The organism is Microvirga arabica, assembly GCF_016811235.1.
GTDB classification, from domain to species: domain Bacteria; phylum Pseudomonadota; class Alphaproteobacteria; order Rhizobiales; family Beijerinckiaceae; genus Microvirga; species Microvirga arabica.
This window is the reverse complement of sequence record NZ_JAFBID010000033.1, coordinates 44,539-60,714: the sequence shown is the minus strand read 5'-3', so window position 1 is coordinate 60,714 and position 16,176 is coordinate 44,539. Positions and strand designations below refer to the sequence as shown.

Here is a 16,176-nt window from a genome sequence, read left to right as displayed (position 1 = left end):
TGAAGAGCAGAACGAGAGCGACGACGAGGCAGAAGATGCCGAGACCTTCCGCGAGCGCCGCGCCGATGAAGGCGCGGGCGAACTGGCTGTCGGCCGCCGACGGGTTGCGCAGGGCGCCCGAGAGGAAGTTACCGAAGATGTTGCCGACGCCCATGGCGGCGAGGCCCATGCCAATGCAGGCGAGGCCCGCGCCGAGGAACTTGAAAGCGATCGGATCCATTGTGATCTCCTTGGGGATATACTGTGATCGGGAGGGAAGGTTAACTCAGCGCAGACCTAGTGCCCCGGGTGCAGCGCGTCGTTCAGGTAGATGCAGGTCAACACCGTGAAGACGTAGGCCTGCAGGGCGGCGACGAGGAACTCGAGCGCCATGAGAGCAACCGCCATGAGGAGCGGCAGCGGAGCGAGGATCGTCAGAGCGCCGCCGGCCGCCAGGAGGCTGACCACGAAGCCTGCGAAGACCTTCAGCGCGATGTGTCCCGCGAGCATGTTCGCGAAAAGACGCAGGGACAGCGAGATCGGGCGGGACAGGAAGGAAATCAGCTCGATCACCACGATGAAGGGCAGAAGCCAGGCCGGCACGCCCGACGGCACGAAGAGGCCGAGGAAATGGGTGCCGTGCTTGACGAAGCCGTAGATCACCACGGTGCCGATCACCAACATTGCGAGCGCGAAGGTGACGATGATGTGGCTGGTGACCGTGAAGAAGCCGGGAATCATGCCGAGCAGGTTTGCGGTCAGCACGAACATGAAGAGCGAGAACACGAGGGGGAAGAATTTCATCCCCTCCTTGCCGGTGGCATCGACCAGGGTGTTCGCCACGAAGTCATGCAGCACCTCGGCGACCGACTGAGCGCGGCCCGGAACGACGGCGCGCTTGCGGGTGGCGTAGAGAAGGCCGCCCACGATCACGGCGGCAGCGCCGATCATGAAGGCGGACGAATTGGTGAAGTTGATGACCGGGATGATGGGCTTGATCTGGAATTGTTCGATCGGGCTCGCCATGATCCGCTCTCAAAAGTTCGCTGTTGCCAATGCCGTACGGCGTTCGAAGTCGAGGTCCGTTACCGCTTGTCTTCATACCGGGCGGGTTTGACCACCCCGGCTGCTCGCATCAGATTGAGCATCCCGGCGCAGAAGCCGAGTATCAGACAAACGATCAGACCCCAAGGGGAAGATCCGAACAGGTAGTCGACGATCCAACCCAGGATCCCGCCGGCCGCAACTCCTGCAACGAATTCGGCCGAGAGCCTGAAGGCTTGGCCAAGAGCAGTGGAATTGGACGTCGGGCGGGCGCGAGGTTCCGACTCGGCTCGTTGTACGGATGCTTGAGAGATCCGTGCATCGAGCGATTTCAGTCTCGCTGACAGGTCGGCATCATCGGCGCTGCTCGGTTCCCGCTCATTTCCACCGTTCCGCTCGTGAGGGTCCGCCACTGCGATCTCCTGTGAAGCGTTGCGGGAAAATGCCTGGAAAACCAGCCCCGAAAGCCGGGCGCACCATATGAGCGGGGTTCACCCCTGTCAAGAACCGTCTGAAAAGAACTAAGCTATTGATATTCTTGCATTATGCCCGGTTTTGCGCAGCCTGAGGCGGAAAGCGCACATGTTTTTAGGGCCGAAGCATGGCAGGGCCCCAAAACCTTAGGCTACCTCAAGAATGCGCTCGGCGCTCTGAAGGTCGACGGAGACCAGCTGCGAGACGCCGCGCTCGGCCATGGTGACGCCGAAGAGGCGGTCCATCCGGGCCATGGTGATCGGGTTGTGGGTGATGACCACAAAACGCGTCTCGGTCTGGCGGGCCATGTCCTCCAGAAGGGCGCAGTAGCGCTCCACATTGGCGTCGTCGAGGGGCGCGTCCACCTCGTCGAGCACGCATATCGGCGAGGGGTTGGTGAGGAACACGGCGAAGATCAGCGCCGTGGCGGTGAGCGCCTGCTCGCCGCCGGAGAGCAGGGTCATGCTCTGGGGCTTCTTGCCGGGCGGGCGGGCGAGGATTTCGAGGCCAGCCTCCAACGGATCGTCCGAATCGACCAGGGTCAGCTCGGCCGTGCCACCGCCGAACAGGGTGGTGAAGAGGCGCTTGAAATGCTCGTTCACCACGTCGAAGGCGGCGAGCAGTCGCTCGCGGCCCTCGCGGTTGAGGCTGCCGATGGCTTGGCGCAGGCGCTTGATGGCCTCGACGAGATCGTCCCGCTCGCCGGCGATGCTGTTGTACTTGGTTTCAAGCTCCGAGAGTTCCTCATCGGCGCGCAGGTTCACGGCGCCGAGGCGCTCCCGGTCGTGCTTGAGGGAGTGGAGCTTCGATTCGATCTCCGCATGCGGCGGAAGTTCGGTCGCCTCTTTCAGGCCTGCGAGCTCGATGAGCCCGGCCGGGGTCGTCTCAAGGTTTTCCGCGATATTGTGGGTGATCTCGGCGAGGCGCGCCACGGCGGCTTCGTGCCGGGCCTGTGAGCCCGCACGGGATTCGCGGGCAGCCGAGAGCGCCTCAAGGGCGGCACGGGCGGTGCGGTCCGTCTCGGCGAGGCCCGTCTCCGCATCCGCGAGCCGGTCGGCCGCTTCCTTGCGCTTTGCCTCAGCCTCTTCGACCTCGGCGATGAGGGCGCGGCGGCGCTGGAGATAGGTGTCGGGAGCCTCGAGAAGGCGCTGGTGCTCGTCCTGCGCCCGCTCCAAACGCTCGCCCAGATCTTCGAAGGCCTTGGCAGCGCGGGCGGCGCGCTCGGTCCACAGGCGGATATCGGCTGCAAGGGCGCCCTGCCGCCGGCGGCGCAGCTCGGCCTCATGCATGAGCGATTGCAGGGCAGCCCGCGCCTCGGAGGCGGCCGCCCGGCGCTCGGCCACGCGGGTGCGTTCCTCGAGCAGGCGGCTTTCAAGATCGGGAGCCGGGGCGAGGTCCTGCAGGGCGCCTTCGGCATCCTGCACCCGCTCCAGCGCTTCCGCCTCGCTCTCGGAGAATCGCGTCAGACCTTCCTGCAGAGCCGAGCGGCGCTGGCCGCGTTCGGCTTCCTTGCGCTCGACAGCCGTCAGACGGGTCCGGGCTGCGTCGAGCGCCTGACGGGCCTGACGCGCGGCCTCGATGGCCTGCATTTCATGGGATGCGGCTCGGCGGACAGCCTCGAGGGCCGCTTCCGCCTCGTGCCGCAGGTGCTCGGCCTGCTCGCGGGCTTCCTCCGCCTCGCGCTCCAGGTCGCCGAGGCGGTTCTTTTCCGCAAGCCGCCGGGCCGCCGGGGAGGGCGCTTCCGCGGCATTGGTAAAACCGTCCCAGCGCCATACGTCGCCTTCCTGCGAGACCAGCCGCTGGCCGGGCTTGAGAAGCGCGCGCAGGCGAAGGCCGTCGGCCCGGCTGACCACGCCGATCTGGCGCAGGCGGCGCTGCAGCTCGGCCGGAGCGCGGGCAAGATCGGCCAGGGAACGGACGCCGCTCGGCAGGTAGGGGTCACCTTCGCCGGCGCCGGTCATTTCCCAATGGGCCGGAGCCGAAGGATTGGTCGAGGCTTCGAGATCGTCGCCGAGCGCGGCGCCAAGAGCCGTCTCGTAGCCCTTCTCGACCGTGATCTGGTCGAGGGCCGGGGGCCACAGGTCGCCGGTGGCGGAGGTCACGAGCTTTGCCAGCGTCAGCGCTTCGGTCTCAAGCCGCTGCGCCTTGCGTTCGGCCTCGTTGAGGGGCTGGCGCAGGCGGTTCTCGGCCTCGCGGGCGGCCGAGAGGGTCTCGCGCGCCTCGATCACGGCCTCTTCGGCCGATTGGGCGCTCTCCTCGGCAATCGCCATCTCCTCGCGGAGATCGTCGAGGGAGGGACCGTCCTCGGTCGCGCCGGAGAGGGCCGCAATCTCGCGCTCAAGCCGCTCCTTCTCGGACCGGAAGCGGGCGGCGCGCTCCATCTCCTCGCGCACGGCGCGCTCCAGAGCGGCGCGGCGGGCGTTGAGGTCGGAGGTCTGGGCCTGAAGAGCCCCCAGAGCGGCCTCAGCCTCGTGCAGCTCGGCCTCGGCGGCCTGAAGGCGCTCCTCAGCCTCGGCGCGGGCATCGTCTGCCCCGTCGGTGGTGAGCGCAATCTCGGCCGCTTCGGACTGGAGGCGTTCGATGGTCGCCTCGGCATCCGTGCGCTGGGCGGCCTCGCGGGCGAGGTCGCGGTTGAGGTCGCCGATATGGCGTTCGAGCTCAGTGACGCGATCCTTGGAGCGGCGCTCCTCCGATTCGAGCTCGTTGCGGGCATGGGTCAGGCGCTGCAGGGCAGCCGCAGCGGCGGCTTCCTCCTGGCGCAGGCCGGGCAAGGCATGGGCGGCAACCGCCTGGGCGGTGGCCGCGCGGGTCTGCTCCTCAGTGGCATCGGCCACGGCCTTCAGGGCGTCCGCGACCTGGCGTTCGGCCGTGGCTGCCTGCTCCCGCGCCTCGGAGAAGCTGATGGCGTACATCAGGGCTTCAAGCCGGCGGATCTCGGCCGAGAGGTTCTTGTAGCGGGAGGCCTGGCGGCCCTGGCGCTTCAGGCTCTCGATCTGGCTTTCCAGCTCGCGGGTCACGTCCTCGACGCGAACCAGATTGTCCTCGGCGGCCTTCAGCCGCAGTTCCGCTTCATGGCGACGGGCATGGAGACCCGCGATGCCGGCGGCGTCTTCGAGGATGCGGCGGCGGGCCTGGGGCTTGGCCGAGATGATCTCGCTGATCTGACCTTGGCGCACCAGCGCGGGCGAGCGGGACCCGGTGGCGGCGTCGGCGAACAGGATCTGCACGTCGCGGGCGCGCACTTCCTTGCCGTTGACCCGGTAGGTCGAGCCTTCCTCGCGCTCGATCTTGCGCGAGATTTCCAGCAGGTCCGTATCGTTGAAGGCGGCGGGCGCCGTGCGCTCTGCATTGTCGATGGTGAGCATCACCTCGGCCCAGTTGCGGGCCGGGCGGCCGCCGGAGCCGGAGAAGATGACGTCGTCCATCCCCGTGGCGCGCATGTTCTTGAAGGAGTTCTCCCCCATGACCCAGCGCAGGGCCTCGACGAGGTTGGACTTGCCGCAGCCGTTCGGCCCGACTACGCCGGTCAGGCCCGGCTCGATCAGGAAGTCGGTGGGCTCGACGAAGGTCTTAAAGCCTGCAATGCGAAGGCGCGTCAGCTTCATGGACGCGCCTTCCCGTCCCGCCCCAGGGGGGCAGGGGAGGAGAGCTTACTCTCCCAGGATCGGCTTGATGACCTTTTCAATCTCATCGATCGACAGGCTTCCAGGATGACGCTGGCCATTGATGAAGAAAGTGGGCGTGGAGTCCACACGGAACTGCTCCATACCCCGGTTCTTCACCGCGTTGACTGCGTCATATAGTTTCTGGTCCTTGAGGCAAGCGTCAAATTTTTCCTGTGAAAAACCGGCCTGGCGCATCAGGCCGCGCAGGGCGTCGAGAGGCTTGTCGGTGAAAGCCCAGTTCCGCTGCTGCTCGAACAGCAGGTCCGTGATCGGGTAATACTTGTCGGCGCTGTCGCAGCGGGCGAGCATGAAGCCGGCGGTGGCGAGCGGGTCGAGAGGGAACTCGCGCAGGACGAAGCGCACCTTGCCGGTGTCGATGTAGCGCTTCTTCAGCTCCGGCCAGGTGGTCTTGTGGAAATTGGCGCAATGGGAGCAGGTGAGCGAGGCGTACTCGATGATCGTCACCTTGGCGTTCTCAGGCCCCAGGGCCACATCGCCCAGCGGTCCCTGGACCGCGAGATCGGATGCGGACACGTTCTGGGCGAGGGCCGGCAGGCTGGTGGCGAAATAGGCCGCAACGGCTGCGGTTCCGAGAAGCTGAAGCGTCTGACGCCGGGTGATCATCGTAATGGAACTCCTGAAGGGATTTCTGTCTGCGGTAGAATGCCTTGCCTCAAGAGGCAAGTTCCGGCCATGTCACGCTTTCGTGCGTGAACCGGAGCTGACGATCGCCTGGCCCAGCCGGTCGAGGGCCGCCTTGAGACCCTCCTCCTCGATGGGCTGAACGGCCCTGTCGACCTTCTCCCGGTCTGCCGGGGTGAGGGCTGGAGGAGCCGGGCGCTTCTTCTCAACCCGCCGAACCGGCCCTTGTTTCAGCACGACCTTCCCGATGCAGCGCCAGCCGTAATAGGTGTTCACCCGGTCGATGACGGTGGGGGCCATGTGCTGGAGCTCGAGGCCAAAGGCGCTCTCCACCCGGATCACCAGGGTCGCAGGGTCCGGCCGCGTCTCCGGATCCGCATGGGGGGCTTTGCGTTTCCACTCGATCTTGAGCGGCTGGGTGAAGGCGGCCAGCCGCTCGCCGACGATCTCGGGCCAGGCCATGATGATGTCCGACGTGGCAAAGCCCTGCGCCGCCAGGCTGGGGGACAGACAGACGTCGAGGAACTCGGCAAGCGGGCGGGCGAGGGGCCGCGGTCGTCTCATGTTGAATGTCCAAAAGCCGCGTTGGAATATTCGGTATAGAACGCTATTCCAAAGCCCATGTTAACGCCCGCTTCGAGCGCGACCAAGCCCGACCCGCAGGATCTTCTCGTCTGGTACGATCGTCACCGGCGCGACCTGCCGTGGCGCGCCAAGCCAGGCGAGACCGCAAACCCTTATCGCGTCTGGCTGTCCGAGATCATGCTGCAGCAGACGACGGTCGCGGCGGTCAAGCCCTATTATCTGAAGTTCCTGGAGCGCTTCCCCACGGTCGAAGCCCTCGCGGAAGCGCCTTCGGATGCCGTGATGCACGCCTGGGCCGGGCTCGGCTACTATTCCCGCGCCCGCAATCTCCATGCCTGCGCCAAGGCAGTTGTAGACAAGCACGGCGGAAAATTTCCGGCGACTGAGGCCGAACTCCTGAAGCTTCCCGGCATAGGTGCCTATACGGCAGCAGCGGTCGCGGCCATCGCCTTCAACGAGAAGGCCGCGGCGGTGGACGGCAATGTGGAGCGGGTCATGTCCCGCGTGTTCATGGTCGAAGAGCCGCTGCCGAAGGCCAAGCCTCTCATTCGCTCCCTGACCGAAGAGCTGGTGCCGGAGGATCGTCCGGGCGACTTCGCCCAAGCCGTGATGGATCTCGGCGCCACCATCTGCACGCCCAAGCGCCCAGCCTGTGCGCTCTGTCCCTGGATGGTGCCTTGCCGGGCCCGGGCCGAGGGCCTGCAGGAGACCTTTCCGAAAAAGCAGAAGAAGGAGGCCGGGCAATTGCGCAAAGGCGCGGCCTTCGTGGTTCTGCGCGCTGACGATACGATCCTGCTGCGCACGCGGCCGCCGACCGGTCTTCTCGGCGGCATGGTCGAGCCGCCGACGAGCGAGTGGGTGCCGGATTACGAGCCCTCCCGCGCCGTGCTCGACGCCCCCATCGAGGCGCGCTGGCAGCGCCTGCCGGGCACGGTGCGTCACGTCTTCACCCACTTTCCCCTGGAGCTGACGGTGCTTTTCGCCAAGGTGGCGAAGGGCACGCCCGCCCCGGACGACATGCGCTGGACGCCACGCCTGCAACTGCACGAGGAGGCGCTGCCCGGCGCAATGAAGAAGGTGCTGGCGCATGCGCTTGGCGAGTTGCCGGGTGCGAAGGCGAAAGCGTCGGGGCAGAAGCAGGCGAAGGGCACCTAAGCCACCCGCAAGGCTCACTCACAGCCTCATCCTGAGGAGGTGCGTCAGTACCGTTGCGAAGGGCGAGGCGTCTCTAGTGTCTGCTGGAGCCTCCTTCGAGACGCCGCTTTCAGCGGCTCCTCAGGATGAGGTTTGTATTGTGCAAATTCACCCGCCTACTAGCGCCTTCTGATTACGTTTGAACAGCGTCGCGAGCGCATTCGCCACCCGCGTCACGTTGGGGCGGTTGCGGCTGCGGCGGTGCATGACGAGGAAAACATCCTCGATCAGGTCGCCCTCGGGCTTCATCACCTGGACGAGGTCAGGGTCGGAGTCGCCGAGCCAGCAGGGGAGGAAGGCCGCGCCTAGTCCTGCCTTGGCAGCCTGATAGCGGATCGGCATGTCGCCGATGCGGGCCGCGATGGTGCGGCCTTGCGCGAACTCGGCCACATAGGCGGCTTGCCGCGACAGGGTCGGATCCTCCGGCGGGGCGATGACGGCTGTGGGGTTTTCGTCACGGGCATAGATGGCAAAGGCGATCTGGCCGATCTTGCGGGCCACGAGATCGTCCGTGCCCTCCGGCAGGGTGCGCATGCGCAGCCCGATATCGGCTTCGCCTGAGGCGAGATCGAGCCGTTGCCGGGTTGGGATATAGGCGATCTCCACGGGTGCTGCGGCCTCGTGCAATTCCGCCGCGTGAAGCGACAGGAACAGGGTGACCGAGGCGGTCGCGGTGACGCGCACGGGAGCGTCGGGGTCGGGCCGGTAGGCCGCGGCGGTGCGGGACACGATGGCGGCGGCCTCGCCCATGGGAGCGGCCGCTTCGAGAACGGCGTGCCCGGCTTCCGTCAGCTCGAGATTGTTGGGGCCGCGCTGAAAGAGGGTAAGTCCGAAGGTTTCCTCCAGCACCTTGATGCGCCGGGCGATAGTCGGCTGGCTCTGGCCCAGCGCCTTGGCGGCGCTGTTCATCGATCCATGAGCCACCACGGCGAGAAAGATCCGAAGGTCGTCCCAGGACGGTTCGGTGAGGGCGAGGCGGAAGGGGTCGAGAGACGAAGGAGCCATGTGAGGATGCTAAAGCGCTGAACCGGGTTAGGCATAGGGGAATGTTCCAGCCTTGGAAGGTGTCCACACCATCGCCCAAGGCACATCAACCCGCAGCCCGTCAGGCGCATGGGAGACCTCTTCAGTTTTGAAGGAGAGCCGGGGCCTTCACAAATCTTCCCGTTTGAGCGAGAAAGGCCGCCCGACATCGAAGGACATCCCCCATGCGCCTCATCCGTTAGCGACGCGATCCGTCAAACCCTCGTGGCCGAGGAGCCACGACTTGTTTGCGCCGAAACGCCCGTTTCGGCCGGATCATCACGCATGGATGAAGGGATCATCATGTCTGACAGCAATCGCGCCGTCTCGCGCGGAACCATCCACTCGGGCCCGTTCGAACTGGCCTATTCCATCGAGGGCGAGGGGAAGCCCGCTCTCGTGATCGGCAGCGCGGTGTATTACCCGCGCGTCTTCTCGCAGAACCTTCGGCAGTCAATGAAGCTGATCTTCGCCGATCATCGCGGCTTCGCGCAGCCGACGGACGCATACACCGCCTCCGATTACACGCTGAATGTCGTGCTCGACGACATCGATCTCGTGCGGCGGCACCTCGGCTTGGAGAAGGTGATCATCGTCGGCCATTCCGGCCATGGATACATGGCGCTGGAATACGCCAAGCGCTATTCACAACATGTATCCCATGTAGTGATGATCGCCACCGGTCCGAGCCACAGCGTCACGCACCAGGCCGCGACGGAGCAGTACTGGCAGGAATCCGTCTGCCCGGAGCGCAAGGCGAGACTCGATGCCGACCTCGCCGGGCTGCCGGCGGAGATCGAAGCCGCGCCCGACAGGCGCTTCGTCACCTTCTGCGTGAGGATGGGCGCGCGAAGCTGGTACGATCACACCTTCGACGCCGCGCCCCTGTGGGACGGAGTTCACGTGAACATGCCGGTCTTCGACCATCTCTGGGGCGAGGCCTTCCGCGACATCGATATTGCGCGAGGGCTGGAGCATCTCGACGTGCCGGTTTTCCTGGGGCTTGGTCGCTACGACTATCTCGTGGCTCCATACGCGATGTGGGCGCCGTATCGGGAGCAGTTCAGGGACCTGACCGTTCGCGTCTTCGAAAAGAGCGGACACACGCCGCCCTTCGAGGAGAGCGATCTCTTCGACGCAGAGCTGCTGCAGTGGCTTTCAGCGCGGTGATGGTCTGAAAATGCATCATGGCCGGGTTGCTCGGCCATGATGCTCGCACCTTAAGCGCTCAGGGCCGGCCTCGGCTCAACCTGAGTGATCGTTCCTGGGCGAATGAGTGCCTGGTTTGGCCTGCGGGCTGAGGCTGCTGCGCCCTCTCCCTCGATATGCCAAGGCAAGGTGCCCGCAGGAAGGTGTCGGCCCAGGGCATTCAGCGCCAGCATGGCGAGGGTGATGACGGCCACGATCACGATGGCGACCGCCGAGGCTTGGCTCGCGAGCCCTGCCTCCTCGAGATTGTAGAGCACCACCCCGATGGTCTCCGTGCCGGCCGACCAGAGCAGGGCCGAGACGGTGAGCTCGCTGAAGGCGAGCAGGAACGCCATCAGGCCGCCTGCGACGGCAGCGGGAAGCAGCGAGGGCACAATAACATCCATGAGGCGACGCCTGAGACGTGCGCCATCAAGGGCTGCGGCCTCCTCCTGCGCAAGATCGACCTGAGTCATGCCGGCGAGCGCGGGCTTGAGCACCACCGGGAGAAAGCGTGCGAGATAGGCGAAGACGATGATCCACGGCGTGCCATAGAGCGATACGCCGACGAGCGGCAGCGGCTTCAGGAACAGCAGGATGCAGGCGATGGCAAGCACGATGCCGGGCAGCACATAGGAGATCTCGAGCAGGGCCGTGGCCGGGATCCTCATCGATCCCATCAGCCTGACCAGCCCATAGGCCATAGGGATGGCGAAGCACGCAAGCAGGCAGGCCGCTCCGCCTGCATAAAGCAGCGAATTGAGGAACGCCCGGACGGTGACCTCCTGCCGTGCCAGAACCTCGACGAAGTTGTCGGAGGTGATCGTCGAGAGCGTCAGCGGCATGCCGTAGGAGGGAACGAGCGCTGCAGTCAGGAGCGACAGCATCGGCAGCACGAGCGTGACGGCAATCACCGCAATGACGAAGGTCTCCGCGACCGCGCCGGCGCGCCCCAGCATCCAGAACGGCTGGAGCGGTGCATCCTCTTCCAGGAGCACATCGCCCCGGCGGGCCAGGATCTGGCTTGCCGCTACGCACACGATGGCGATGACCGCCACGAGCAGTCCGAGCGCCGCAACGTCGCCGAGGATGTCCGTGCCGAAACTCGACAGACGGCGATAGATGAGCACGGGCAGCGTGAGGTAGTTCACCGGGGCGCCGAGCAGCGCCGGAATGCCGAAATTGCCGATGCCGGCCACGAAGGCGAGCAGGCCTGCGCTCATCAGATGCGGCCGCAGAAGCGGCAGGAGATGATCAGTCACGACCCTGAGCGGCGGCGAGCCATCCATGCGAGCGGCCTCGACCACGGCGAGCGGAATGCGCTTTAGGCCCGAGCTCATGATCACATAGACAAGGGGCGCATGATGGAGTCCTAGCACGAGAATAATGCCCAGGCGCCCGAGCATCGGGTTGGCGCTGCCGGCCTCAGGTGCGAGTCCCAAGGTGTTCAGGATCGGGGAGGCGGGACCGGCAAGATGCAGGAAGGCGAGCGCGATCACCTGCGGCGATATCATCAGCGACAGGACGAACAGAAACGACGCGAACCGGCGGCCGCGGATGTCGGTGACGCCGAGCACCAGCGCCATGAGAGTGCCGAGGGGCAGGGCCAGCAGCGTGGAGAAAAAGGCGGTCTCCAGCGTGGCCCAAGTAGCGCGGACCGCCGAGCGGCTCGCAAGCACCGCGAGTGCCTTGTCGGGATCGAATACACCGCCGGGTGCTAACGCCGTCAGCAGCAGGCGACCGGCGGGCAGAAGATCGAAAGCCAGGATAGCCAAAGCAATCGGAGCGAGGAGGCCGAGACCTCCCCGCTCCAGGAATGACTTGGCGTGCGTACGGTGTCTCACTGACCGAAGATGTCGGCGAAGGTCGCCTTGTTCTTGGTCTCGTCGGCCACCGCCTTGGCGGCGTCGAAGCCCATGACCTTGATCTCACCGCGGGACGGATAGCCGGCCGGCAGCGCCACGGCCGGGTGGGCTGCGATGTAGCCCTGCTTCAGCGCCAGCTCCTGACCCTCCTTGGAGAGCAGGAAGTCCACGAAGGCACGCGCCGCGTCGGCGTTCTTCGTGGTCTTGAGAATGGCGATGGGCTCGGACACAGCCGAGACGCCCTCCTTCGGGAAGACGAACTCGACCGGCGCGCCCTTGGCCTTCTCGCGGATCGGCATGAAGTCGACGATGACGCCGTAGAGCTTCTGCCCGCCGGCCACCTGCTTGAGCACGTCGCCGTTGCCGCCGCCGGCCACAGCGTCGTTGTCCTTCAGCGCCTCATAGTATTTCCAACCGCCTTCGAGATTGCCCGTGAGCGTCGCCGCGTGGATGAGTGCCGCTCCCGAGGTGAGAGGGCTCGGCATGACGAGTTGGCCCTTGACCTCCGGCTTGGCGAGATCCGCCCAGGAGGTCGGCTTGAAGGACGCCTTGGTGTTGTAGGCAATGCCTGTGGTGATCAGCTTGGTGGCAAACCAGAAGTTTTGGGAATCATGGGTGCCGGCGGGATAGGCCGACACATCGGCCTTTTCATGCGCCAGCAGACGGCCTTCCTTCTTGAGCCCTTCCATGGTGACGCTGTCGGCGATCAGCAGCACGTCCGCCTGAGGCTGGCCGGCCTCGAACTCGGCGCTCAGCTTCGCGAGGATCTTCGGCGTGCCGTCACGGACGAAAGTGACGTTCACGCCCGGATGCTTCGCCTTGAAGGCGTCGATGGTCTGCTGCGCATCGGTGTTGGGCTGGCTCGTATAGAGAACGAGGTTGCCGGAAAGACCCTGCGCCTGCGCGAAGGCAGGCATGAGGGCGACGAGCATCGGGAGAATAATCCGCTTCATGGACACGGGGCAGTCCCTCTCTTTCGGTAAGGCTTCCCCGCGCTAGCGGTGTTGGATGACGCCTCTGTGACGAAAGGTTAGCGCGGCAAATGAAAAGGGCCAGCACGTGGCTGGCCCTATCACGAATTTGCGATGTCGCAGGCAGCGGTCAGGCCGCCATGTCGGCCCGCACCTTGGCGCGGAACTCGTCGATCGAGACCAGCTTGCCGCCGCGCTCCACGTTCCAGAAGGTCCACCCGTTGCAGGAGGGGAACCCCTGCGTCAGTGCACCAATCTTGTGGATCGACCCGACGATGGCGCCGAGCGCGAGCGTGCCGTCGGCCCGCACCACCGCCTTGTGCCGGCGGCGCTCATCCACCAGGGTCTCGCCGGCTTTGACGAGCCCGGCTTCGATGAGCGACAGGAACGGCACGCGCACTTCCGTGCGCTTCTCGGGGGCGGCTGCAATCGACACGTCCGAGAGAGGCTCAACTGCGTCGATGCGCTTGCGCGCCGCCTTGGCATAGGTCGAATCGCGCTCGAGGCCGATGAAGTTGCGGCCGAGCATCTTGGCGACCGCCCCCGTGGTGCCGGAGCCGAAGAAGGGGTCGAGCACCACGTCGCCGGGATTGGACGAGGAGAGCAGGATGCGCGCAAGAAGGGCTTCCGGCTTCTGGGTCGGATGCACCTTGCGTCCTTCAGCGTCCTTCAGACGCTCGTCGCCCGTGCAGATCGGGATGAACCAGTCCGAGCGCATCTGCACGTCTTCGTTGCCGGCTTTCAGCGCATCGTAATGGAAGGTGTAGCCCTTCGACTCCGCACTTTTCGAGGCCCAGATCATGGTCTCGTGCGCATTGGTGAAGCGGCGTCCCTTGAAGTTCGGCATCGGGTTGGCCTTGCGCCACACGATGTCGTTCAGGATCCAGAAGTTCAGATCCTGCAGGGCCGAACCCACGCGGAAGATGTTGTGGTAGGAGCCAATGACCCAGAGCGTCGCGTTCTTCTTCATCACGCGGCGCACGGCGAGAAGCCACGCGCGGGTGAACGCGTCGTAATCGGCAAAGCTCGCGAACTTGTCCCAGTCGTCGTCGACCGCGTCGACAAGGCTCTGGTCCGGGCGCGTCAGCGCCTGTTCGAGCTGGAGATTGTAGGGCGGGTCCGCGAAGACCACGTCCACGCTCTCAGGGGGGAGCTTCTCGAGATTGGCGATGCAGTCGCCGAGAAGGATCTCATTGAGAGGAAGAGAGGGCGGCAGAACGGAGAGGGGCGTTTTACGCCCCGTCCGAGGTGCCGGCGCAGACCGCCCGGTACGCGAGACATGGATCCGGGAGGCGGCGCCGGCAGCCCCGGTACGCGAGGTACCCATGGGTGATCACCGGTTACGCAACTGACACTCAGGATCATGATCGGATAGGGTAAAGAGGAGGTTTCCAAACGCGATAAAATCCAAATATTTTGGATCGGCAAATCTTGCCTACGCTTTGAAAATATTGAGCTTTTTAGTTAATCAAAGTTAAGGGAGGTTACAGGTCCAGTAACCCTTGGCGCAGGGGCGAGAAACTCATGCGATGAAACGGGCAGGGGCCCTCGCTTGCCACCGCCGTGAGATGCGCCTTGGTGCTGTAGCCCGCATTGCTGGCAAAACCATAGGCGGGATAAGCATTCCCGAGCCGCGCCATCATGCGGTCGCGGATCACTTTCGCGACAATTGAGGCCGCGGCGATCGACGCGATGCTCGAATCACCTTTGATCACCGCTTCTGTCGCGCAGGGAAGGCCAGGGGGATCGTTGCCGTCGACAAAGGCGATATCCGGCGTGCAGGGGAGCGCAGCCAGCGCCCGGCACATGGCGAGCAGCGAGGCCTGCCGGATGTTGATCGTGTCGATCTCCTGATGCGACACGGAGGCGATGCCCACACGTGACGTTGCCAGGATCTCAGCAAACAGCGCCTCGCGCTTGACCGCCGTGAGCGCCTTCGAATCGGCCAGCCCTTGAGGCACGTTGGCGAGATCGAGCACCACGGCCGCCGACACCACCGGCCCGGCGAGAGGCCCGCGCCCGACCTCGTCGAGGCCGGCAATGCAGGTGTAGCCTTCCGCGTGGGCGGCGAGCTCGCGGGCGAGGCCAAGGCCGGAGGACTTGGAGGGGCGAATCACGGCAGTCATGGCGGGGATCAAAGCTGCCAGAGATGTTATTGTCATCCGCACATGATGCCGCCGGTGTGAACACCTGCGCCGTCATCCCCGGACTTGTTCGGGGGATCCACGTGATTAACCCGTCTTAAGCCGTGGATGGCCGGGACGAGCCCGGCCATGACGAAGAAGACCTAGAACAAGCTCAGCTGCCCCGTCTCCTTCGGGGGCACCTTGAACAGGTCCGTGCTCAGGCGCAGGCTGCGCTTGTTGAGCCCCAGCCGCTCGGCCGTGGTCTCGAACCTCCGGCCGAGCATCCAGGCATAGGGGCCGATGCCGGACTGACGGGTGCTCCAGTTGGCATCGTAATCCTTGCCGCCGCGGGCCTCCTGCAGCAGCGTGAACACGTGATTGAGCTTGTCCGGGTAATGGTCCACGAGCCAGTCGCGCATCAGGTCCTTGAGGTCATGCGGCAGGCGCAGGAGCACGTAGCCGGCCTCCTGGGCGCCGGCCTCGGCGCAGGCCTTCAGGATGGCCTCGATCTCGTGATCGTTGATGGCCGGAATGATTGGGGCGACCAGCACTGTCACGGGAATGCCTGCCTCGGTGAGCCGGCGGATCGTCTCGAGCCGCTTGGCCGGTGTGGCGGCGCGGGGCTCCATGCGGCGGGCGAGCTTCGGGTCGAGGGTCGTGACAGAGATCGCCACCTTGGCGAGCTGCCTCTCCGCCATCGGGCCCAAAATGTCGATGTCGCGGGTGACAAGGGCCGACTTGGTGACGATGGCGACTGGGTGATGCATCCGGTTCAGCACCTCGAGGATCGAGCGCGTGATGCGGAAGCGCCGCTCCACCGGCTGGTACGGATCGGTGTTGGAGCCGAGCGCGATGGGAGTCGGCTGGTACTTCGGCGACTGCAGCTCCTTCTCCAGCAACTCCGCCGCATTGGGCTTGGCGAAGATCTTGGTCTCGAAGTCGAGGCCCGAGGACAGTCCCTGATAGGCGTGGGTGGGGCGAGCAAAGCAATAGGAGCAGCCGTGCTCGCAGCCGCGATAGGGGTTGATCGACTTCTCGAACAGGGTGTCAGGCGAATCGTTCCGGGTGATGATGGTGCGCGGCTTCTCGACGATCATCTCGGTGGGGAGTGTCGGCAGTTCCTCGTCGATGCTCCAGCCATCGTCGAAGGCCTCGCGCTGCGCCGGCTCGTAGCGGCCTGACGGGTTGGCCGAGGCGCCGCGGCCGCGGCGGCGGTCCACCTCGACCCGGTAGGCCGGGTCGTCCATGCGCCGCCGGGCGGCCTCGGCTGCCTCCAGAGGCGTGCGCTTCACGGGCCTGGAGCGGAGGGGATCGCGGGCATGATCTTTGGCGCGAACACTCATGATGGCCTCGGGCGAATCTGTTACCGGAAGCTGCAAGTTTAGGAACAAAACAGGAACAAAATCAAGATGGGATCGGC

14 protein-coding genes are annotated in these 16,176 nt (G+C 65.3%); 2 read left to right on the top strand and 12 right to left on the bottom strand.

Features of this window, described 5'->3' with window-relative positions; all coding sequences use genetic code 11:
- The 6 genes from JQC81_RS17110 to JQC81_RS17085 form a co-directional block, all read right to left on the bottom strand.
- Positions 1–220 (bottom strand): F0F1 ATP synthase subunit C (locus JQC81_RS17110; RefSeq protein ID WP_203272994.1); only part of this gene is annotated, 220 nt, incomplete at its 3' end.
- A 56-nt stretch (positions 221–276) separates the two neighbouring features.
- Complete coding sequence (locus tag JQC81_RS17105) at positions 277–1,005, bottom strand: F0F1 ATP synthase subunit A (RefSeq protein ID WP_203272993.1); 729 nt, start codon at positions 1,003–1,005, stop codon at positions 277–279.
- A 59-nt stretch (positions 1,006–1,064) separates the two neighbouring features.
- On the bottom strand, positions 1,065–1,436 hold the full coding sequence (locus tag JQC81_RS17100; protein WP_203272992.1) for an AtpZ/AtpI family protein: 372 nt from the start codon (positions 1,434–1,436) through the stop codon (positions 1,065–1,067).
- Positions 1,437–1,643: 207 nt separating this feature from the next.
- Positions 1,644–5,102 (bottom strand): chromosome segregation SMC family protein, encoded by a 3,459-nt coding sequence (locus JQC81_RS17095; RefSeq protein WP_203272991.1) that lies wholly within the window; start codon positions 5,100–5,102, stop codon positions 1,644–1,646.
- Positions 5,103–5,147: 45 nt separating this feature from the next.
- Positions 5,148–5,786, bottom strand: coding sequence for a DsbA family protein (locus JQC81_RS17090; RefSeq protein WP_203272990.1), 639 nt, complete (start codon positions 5,784–5,786; stop codon positions 5,148–5,150).
- A 72-nt stretch (positions 5,787–5,858) separates the two neighbouring features.
- Positions 5,859–6,368, bottom strand: a complete 510-nt coding sequence (locus tag JQC81_RS17085; protein WP_203272989.1) for a DUF721 domain-containing protein — start codon at positions 6,366–6,368, stop codon at positions 5,859–5,861.
- A 57-nt stretch (positions 6,369–6,425) separates the two neighbouring features.
- Here JQC81_RS17085 and mutY point away from each other — a divergent pair, with 57 nt between their 5' ends.
- Complete coding sequence (gene mutY / locus JQC81_RS17080; RefSeq protein ID WP_203272988.1) at positions 6,426–7,544, top strand: A/G-specific adenine glycosylase; 1,119 nt, start codon at positions 6,426–6,428, stop codon at positions 7,542–7,544.
- Between the two features lie 147 nt (positions 7,545–7,691).
- Here the strand turns inward: mutY and JQC81_RS17075 are convergent, their stop codons facing one another.
- Positions 7,692–8,588 (bottom strand): LysR family transcriptional regulator, encoded by an 897-nt coding sequence (locus JQC81_RS17075; protein ID WP_203272987.1) that lies wholly within the window; start codon positions 8,586–8,588, stop codon positions 7,692–7,694.
- A 321-nt stretch (positions 8,589–8,909) separates the two neighbouring features.
- Here JQC81_RS17075 and JQC81_RS17070 point away from each other — a divergent pair, with 321 nt between their 5' ends.
- A complete protein-coding gene (locus JQC81_RS17070; protein ID WP_203272986.1) occupies positions 8,910–9,776 on the top strand; it encodes an alpha/beta fold hydrolase in 867 nt (288 codons plus the stop codon).
- A 50-nt stretch (positions 9,777–9,826) separates the two neighbouring features.
- Here the strand turns inward: JQC81_RS17070 and JQC81_RS17065 are convergent, their stop codons facing one another.
- From JQC81_RS17065 to JQC81_RS17045, 5 genes are all read right to left on the bottom strand, one after another.
- The gene (locus JQC81_RS17065; protein ID WP_203272985.1) at positions 9,827–11,638 is read right to left on the bottom strand and encodes an ABC transporter permease; all 1,812 of its coding nucleotides are present in this window, start codon (positions 11,636–11,638) and stop codon (positions 9,827–9,829) included.
- The gene (locus tag JQC81_RS17060) at positions 11,635–12,612 is read right to left on the bottom strand and encodes an ABC transporter substrate-binding protein (protein WP_203272984.1); all 978 of its coding nucleotides are present in this window, start codon (positions 12,610–12,612) and stop codon (positions 11,635–11,637) included. Before JQC81_RS17060 ends, JQC81_RS17065 begins: the two co-directional genes overlap by 4 nt.
- Positions 12,613–12,760: 148 nt before the next feature.
- Entirely contained in the window at positions 12,761–13,957 is a 1,197-nt protein-coding gene (locus JQC81_RS17055) for a site-specific DNA-methyltransferase (protein WP_246520490.1), read from the bottom strand.
- Between the two features lie 157 nt (positions 13,958–14,114).
- Positions 14,115–14,756 carry a ribonuclease HII gene (gene rnhB / locus JQC81_RS17050; RefSeq protein ID WP_246520489.1) on the bottom strand — a complete coding sequence of 214 codons (642 nt, stop codon included), beginning with the start codon at positions 14,754–14,756 and terminating at the stop codon, positions 14,115–14,117.
- A gap of 161 nt (positions 14,757–14,917) precedes the next feature.
- Positions 14,918–16,099 carry a PA0069 family radical SAM protein gene (locus JQC81_RS17045; protein WP_203272982.1) on the bottom strand — a complete coding sequence of 394 codons (1,182 nt, stop codon included), beginning with the start codon at positions 16,097–16,099 and terminating at the stop codon, positions 14,918–14,920.
- Between the last annotated feature and the right edge of the window lie 77 nt (positions 16,100–16,176).